The sequence below is a fragment of the Sphingobacterium sp. UBA7253 genome (assembly GCF_002472745.1).
Taxonomy (GTDB): domain Bacteria; phylum Bacteroidota; class Bacteroidia; order Sphingobacteriales; family Sphingobacteriaceae; genus Sphingobacterium; species Sphingobacterium siyangense.
Map to the genome: position 1 here is coordinate 22,231 of NZ_DKSP01000115.1, position 7,005 is coordinate 29,235.

Consider the following 7,005-nt stretch of genomic DNA (forward strand, 5'->3'; position numbering starts at 1 on the left):
GGTTGACGACGATAAAAAAAAGAGATTCCTTAAGGAATCTCTTTTTTTTATCACTTTGTCTGAGCGAACTGCAATTTTCGTTCACAGCTGCTAGACTAAAATTTCTCTAAACGGTTAATCTCTTTTTAGACCGAACTTCTCTATTTTACTATACAGGTGACTACGTTGAATATCAAGATCATCGGCCGTTTTGGAGACGTTCCAATTATTTTTTTCCAATTTATATTTTATAAATTCTTTCTCCGCATGATCTTTATAATCTTGAAACGAATCAAAGGAGTCCATATCTAATCCGTAATTCGTTGCACTTTTTTCATGAGCTATACCATTCACAGGTTCGCGGGACGGGTTAGCAAAGGCAACAACATCTTTATCGGTAATCGACCTGTCGCTCAAAATAATTAAACGTTCAATCATATTGCGCAATTCCCGAATATTACCTGTCCAAGGAAGATGACTCAACTCTTTCATTGCAGCAGTAGTAATTTCCTTTACAGGTATCCCGTATTCCATACAGATCTCTTCACAGAAGTTTGTGGACAATAAAGGAATGTCATCGACACGATCAGTTAATGCTGGCACATGGATCAGTATGACAGATAAACGGTGATACAAGTCCATTCTGAAATTACCATCTTCTATCTCTTTCAATAAATCCTTATTGGTCGCAGCTACTACCCTGACATTGACGTCAATTTCTTTGTCGCCCCCCACTCGCGTGATTTTATGCTCTTGTAATGCCCTTAGCACTTTAGCTTGCGCTGAAAGGCTCATATCACCGATCTCATCCAAGAACAATGTTCCACCACTAGCTTGTTCAAACTTCCCGATACGTTGTTTAATAGCCGACGTGAAGGATCCTTTTTCATGCCCGAATAATTCTGATTCGATTAATTCAGAAGGTATTGCGGCACAGTTCACTTCAATCAATGGGCCTTGTCCACGATTTGACTTTTCATGTAACCAGCGTGCAACCAATTCCTTTCCCGAGCCATTCGCCCCGGTAATCAATACACGGGCTTCTGTTGGTGCAACTCGGTCAATTGTTTCCTTAATACGTTTGATGGCCCCCGATTCACCCAGTATATCTTTTGTTTTCGAGCTGCTAACTTTTCGTTTCAGGACCTTGGTTTCTGTGACTAGGGAACTTTTATCCAGTGCATTACGAACCGTGATCAATAATCTATTCAGGTCCAGCGGTTTTTCTAAAAAGTCAAATGCTCCTTTTTTCGCGGCTTCAACAGCTGTCTCAATCGTACCATGTCCAGAGATCATAATAAAAGGGATGTCCGGGCTGCTTTGGTGTGCTTCCGCCAAAACTTCCATCCCATCCATCGTATTCATCTTGATATCACAAAGAACAAGATCTATTTTTTCCTTTTTTAAAATATCTAATCCATCCCGGCCATTGTCGACATCTAAAATCGTATAATCTTCATATTCCAAGATATCACGCAACGAACTTCTGATGGCGCGCTCATCATCAATGATTAAAATTGTACTCATAAATCGAGAGTTATGCTATTTTTTCAATTACGGGAATCAATATAAGGTTTTTTTGGCAATTAGCGAAAAAGAAGCAAACCTTGTAAGCCGGGTTCTGTAGACCACCGAAGTGGAATTTCTATCATTTATCTAGATTTGCCATCGCTGACAAACTCAATCAACCTACCCATTACGAATTCCAATAAATTGAAAGAAGACGAGCAGCCTTCGAATTTCGCAACCTATTTGGTCTTTCAACACACGAGGTTTACCGTAATATATGTCACCATACAAGACCGTAAGCTCTTACCTTACGTTTTCACCCTTACTCCGAAAAGCGGTATATTTTCTGTGGCACTTTCTGTCTGCTATTTTCATAGCAGCCTTCCCGTTAGGAAGCGTGTTGCTCTATGTTGCCCGGACTTTCCTCTCCTCCCAAAAAAGAGCAGCGATAGAACCAGTTTGCTTCTGCGCAAAAGTAGCTATTTTACTCGGATAAACCCGAATTTCTTTTCAATTTCGAAAAGACCATTCATTTTGCATCACAGGCATAAAAATCTACGCAATTAACTTGCGTAGATAAAGAAAGTTTTTGTATTTTCAATCTATCAAAAAAAGCATGGCACTCAATAAACTAGCTCTTATACGGTATAAAACGATTGACCATTGTCTTCGTTTACGACATCGGAAATGGACCTTGGAAGATCTTATGGAAAAGGTTTCCGATGCACTCTATGAATTTGAAGGAATCAAAAATGGGATAAGTAAACGCACCATACAAGGAGATATTCAACTCATGCGTAGCAATAAGCTCGGCTACAATGCGTCTATTGTCGTCTTGCATCGCAAATTCTACACCTATGAAGATCCCGACTATAGCATTAGCAATTCACCGATTTCCGTCGGTGACATGCAAAAAATGAAGGAGGCTGTAGAGGTACTTAAGCATGTGAGCGGTTTCTCCAGCTTTGATGAAATGAGCGATATTGTCGCACGACTTGAAGATAGCATCCATACAAAAAAGGACAATTCACCTTCTATTATACAAATGGAAAGCAACAATCTGCTAAAAGGCCTTTCTTTTATCAGCCCACTGCATCAAGCCATTCGTGAAAAAACGCCACTCCTGATCAGCTACCAATCGTTCAAAGCAATACAACAACAGGATCTCGTTTTCTCGCCCTATCTCCTAAAAGAATATCGTAATCGATGGTTTCTAATTGGTCAGCATAAAAAGAGTGAAGGATTGATGACACTAGCGCTCGATCGGATCAATGCTATCGAGGAAATGGGCAAAAATTCATACAGGGAATATACAGGGGTCGATTTCGAACGTTACTTTTCGGATGCTATAGGCGTAACGAAGACACAAAAGGACCGCGGGCACCGGGTGATATTGCAAGTCAATGCAAAAAATGCACCTTATGTAGCAACAAAACCCTTACATGCGTCACAGCAGATTTTAGACAAAAAGGAGGATGGTTCAATCTTAATTCGTATCGATGTTGTACTTAACTTTGAACTGGAAAGAGAAATTTTAGGTTTTGGCGAATCCATTAAAGTACTCTCCCCAAAAAAATTGCAAGCGAGAATAAAACAGCGCTTGGCTGCTGCCACACAACTCTATGCTGAGAAATCTGTCGATTAAACGTCAAATTCAAGCCCTCTCGCTACCTCTCCAAAAATGCCTAAATATCTTGGGCGATGGCATAACCACTTGCCCAAGCCCATTGGAAATTATAACCGCCAAGCCATCCCGTAATATCAACAGTCTCCCCTCCAAAATAAAGGCCTTCAACTTTTTTAGACATTAAGGTCTTGGGATGCAGTTCTTCCGTTGAAACTCCTCCACGCATAACCTCAGCTTTATCATACCCCTTATCTCCCGCAGGTTTTACCTTGAAGCGATGAATAGTATCGACAATCAATTTCGCATCAGCTTTACTAAGTGAGGCAATTTTGGTATCCAAGGCTAAAAATTTCCCAAGGGCATCGACCAATTTTCTGCTGAAATAATCGTTTAGCAATTGTGAAACAAGTCTTTTCCCGCCGTATTGCCGCTCTTGTTTAATCAGATTATCTAAATTAAAATTAGGCAGTAGATCAATCGTAATCTCCTGTCCCGGTCTCCAATAACTTGATATCTGAAGAATTGCAGGTCCGCTTAACCCCCAGTGCGTAAAAAGAATATTCTCTTCAAAAGACATTCCGGCAACAGACACTTTCGAGAACACCGAATTTCCAGCCAAAGAACTATACCAATCAGCATCTTTTCCAGTTATTGTCAAAGGGACTAGTGCAGGCGCTGTACCGACGACATTCAAACCAAATTGTTTGGCTAGGCGTAATCCAAAGTCCGAAGCGCCGAGTTTTTGGACCGGAAGCCCACCGGAAGAAATAACAACTTTATGTGCATGATATCGGGACTCACCTTTTGCATTTTCTACCGTTACCATAAAGCCATTATCGTTTTTTTCTACAGATTTCACCAAGGTATTCAATGCAATATCCTGCCCTGTCTCGTATAAAATTTTTGAAAATACAGCAACGATATCTTTTGCTTTATTGGTCTCTGGAAACAACTGGCCCAGTGTTTTTTCCTGCCCTACAATACCATACTGTTCAAAAAATGTAATGGTATCGTCCACTGTCCATTGTTTGAATATACCATGTAAAAAATCTGGATTTTCAGAAATGAAATTAGCGGGACTATTACCGATATTTGTATAATTACAGCGTCCGCCTCCGGAAATCAAGATCTTCGCGCCGACCTTATCGTTTCGTTCAAGGACCAAGGTCTTCTTTCCAATCAGCCCTGCTTGGGCTGCACACATCAAACCACAGGCTCCCCCCCCAATAATGATAGCATCGTATAGTATACTCACAGCAACAATCTAATAAGCAATCAATGTATTTTCAACAGAAACAACTCTTCGTTCCAATTGACTCTGATATCCCAATTCAATAATTTTAATGACATCCCGTGCCTGCTCTGCCGATGCGATCAAGGTAGTTTTGCCCAATATACTATCCGCAACGTTCTGATAAAAATCAGGATAAGAACCTATTTCAGAAGGAACCATTTCTTCAATGTCATTCCCCTGTTCAACGATATTGAGCTTGCCGTATAGACTTGGGTCTTCTTGTCCCCAGGTTGGATCCTCATCAGGAAATTTGCCATCACGCAGTAAGGCTTCCTGTGGGTCGACACCATATTTTACAAAATTTCCGTTCATTCCAAAGACACGATAACGTGCTGTGGGTTCTTTTGCAAGCATAGAACCTTTCAGAGATACCCGTAAGTTATCGTAGTACAATAGGCAGTCGAAATTGTCAATGGTTTTCGCATGATCCCGTTGGACAGCCAAATCTGCAAAGACAGCATGCGGCTTTCCAAATAACTGCAAAGCCTGGTCGATGAGATGTGGCCCCAGGTCATAAAATATGCCCGAACCCGGTAAATTTTCCTCTCGCCATGCGTTAGGTCGCAAATAATTACGAAAACGATCAAACCTTGATTCCAAATTTACAATCCGTCCCAACCTTCCACTTTTGACCACTTTCTCCACTGTCCGATAGTCTGAGTTGAACCTTAAATTATGGTAGGGTGCCAAGACCAGATTTTTCTCCTTAGCCAGAGCGATAAGCTCATCGGCCTGCTCGACACTATTGGTAAAGGGTTTTTCTACGACAACGTGTTTTCCTGCTTCCAATGCACGTTTTGCGAAAGGATAATGCATTTCATTGGACGTTGCAATCACGACTAAATCAATGGTTGCATCATTAAAAATATCATCTGCAGACAAAGCAATTTCTGCCTGTGGATAGCGTTCCTTTAGCAAACTTTGCTGATCTGCTTTCCGAGCAGTCACTTTAACAAGAGCCAGTTCAGCTATCGAACGCATCACGGGAGCGTGAAAAACCTGACCTGAAATTCCAAAACCGATAAGTCCTACGCGAATTTTCTTCATAGTATTACATTCTTTCAGGTACACGAATACCCAATAAGTTCATTCCTTTGGCAATAACCTTTGCCGCAGAAGCCGAAAGGTGCAATCTAAAGTTTTTCACATCATGATCTTCCGCTTTCAAGATGGTTTCTTCATGATAGAATTTATTATAAAACTTGGCTACCTCATAGATATAATTTGCCAATTGTGCAGGACTGAACTCTTGCGCAGAAGCTTCAATAATCTCCGGAAATGCACCCAGTTGTTGAATTAAGTCACGTTCGTAAGAGGAAATCGTCGCCGGTACAGACACAGCACTATCAAAATCGAATTCAGCCTTACTTAAAACAGATTTGATACGAGCATGCGTGTATTGAATAAACGGTCCTGTATGACCTTGAAAATCGACAGATTCATTTGGATCAAACAACAGGCGTTTTTTAGGATCCACTTTCAATAGAAAATATTTCAGTGCGCCCATTCCAATCGTATCGTACAGAACGGCTTTTGATTCCTCGTCCAATCCTTCAGTCTTGCCAAGTTCCTCAGTACGTTCCTGAGCGGTCTTAAGCATCTCAGCCATTAAATCATCCGCGTCAACAACTGTTCCCTCCCGTGATTTCATTTTACCTGAAGGAAGATCGACCATCCCATACGATAAATGGAACAATCCGTCGGCCCAAGCTTTACCAAGTTTTTTTAAGATTAAGAACAATACCTTGAAATGGTAATCCTGTTCGTTACCGACAACATAAATAGAATCATTCATTTTGAATTCATCATATTTCAATTGTGCAGTCCCCAAATCTTGTGTAATATAGACAGAAGTACCGTCGCCACGAAGCACAAGCTTCTGATCCAATCCTTCGTCTGTTAGATCAATCCATACGGAGTTATCCTCTTTTTTAAAGAAAACCCCTTTATCTAAACCTTCCTGAATAATATCTTTACCCAGCAAGTATGTATTGGATTCATAATAATATTTATCGAAGTCGACGCCTAATTGTTTATAGGTCTTTTCAAACCCAGCGTACACCCAGCTGTTCATGGTTTTCCACAGTGAGATCACCTCTTCATTACCAGCTTCCCATTGTTGCAACATCGCTTGTGCTTCCTTCATCAAAGGTGCATTTTTCTTTGCCTCATCTTCGGTCTGCCCTTCAGCCTTCAATGCCTCGATTTCCTGTTTATATGTTTTGTCAAAGACAACGTAATATTTTCCGACAAGGTGGTCCCCTTTAAGTCCAGTAGACTCGGGTGTCTCACCGTTACCAAATTTTTGCCAAGCCAACATCGACTTACAAATATGAATACCGCGATCGTTCACCAAATTTGCTTTGATCACATCATAACCATAAGCTTTTAGGATTTCCGCAACAGAATATCCTAATAAATTATTACGGATATGTCCCAAATGCAGCGGTTTATTGGTATTTGGAGAAGAATATTCAACCATCAGTTTTTTTCCATTCGCAGGAAATACACCAAAGTCCTTCGCCGTTATGGTCTGATTCAACAACGTGATCCAGTAAGCATCAGAAAGAACAATATTCAAAAAGCCTTTTATCAC

General features: G+C 40.7%; 5 protein-coding genes and 1 other RNA gene. 1 reads left to right on the forward strand and 5 read right to left on the reverse strand.

Annotated features, from left to right (window positions below; genetic code table 11):
• Positions 1-114: 114 nt before the first annotated feature.
• Complete coding sequence (locus tag B2X72_RS11265; RefSeq protein ID WP_088160865.1) at positions 115-1,506, reverse strand: sigma-54-dependent transcriptional regulator; 1,392 nt, start codon at positions 1,504-1,506, stop codon at positions 115-117.
• 67 nt (positions 1,507-1,573) lie between these two features.
• An RNA gene (gene rnpB, locus B2X72_RS11270) (RNase P RNA component class A) lies at positions 1,574-1,953 on the reverse strand.
• Between the two features lie 151 nt (positions 1,954-2,104).
• On the opposite strand from rnpB, the gene B2X72_RS11275 reads away from it, so the two are divergent.
• Positions 2,105-3,133, forward strand: a complete 1,029-nt coding sequence (locus B2X72_RS11275; RefSeq protein WP_286849637.1) for a helix-turn-helix transcriptional regulator — start codon at positions 2,105-2,107, stop codon at positions 3,131-3,133.
• A gap of 40 nt (positions 3,134-3,173) precedes the next feature.
• On the opposite strand, the gene B2X72_RS11280 is transcribed toward B2X72_RS11275, so the two are convergent.
• The 3 genes from B2X72_RS11280 to argS form a co-directional block, all read right to left on the reverse strand.
• Complete coding sequence (locus B2X72_RS11280; RefSeq protein WP_286849648.1) at positions 3,174-4,364, reverse strand: NAD(P)/FAD-dependent oxidoreductase; 1,191 nt, start codon at positions 4,362-4,364, stop codon at positions 3,174-3,176.
• A 15-nt stretch (positions 4,365-4,379) separates the two neighbouring features.
• On the reverse strand, positions 4,380-5,456 hold the full coding sequence (locus B2X72_RS11285; RefSeq protein WP_088160863.1) for an oxidoreductase: 1,077 nt from the start codon (positions 5,454-5,456) through the stop codon (positions 4,380-4,382).
• Between the two features lie 4 nt (positions 5,457-5,460).
• On the reverse strand, positions 5,461-7,005 hold a 1,545-nt coding region (gene argS / locus B2X72_RS11290; RefSeq protein ID WP_286849639.1), incomplete at its 5' end, for an arginine--tRNA ligase.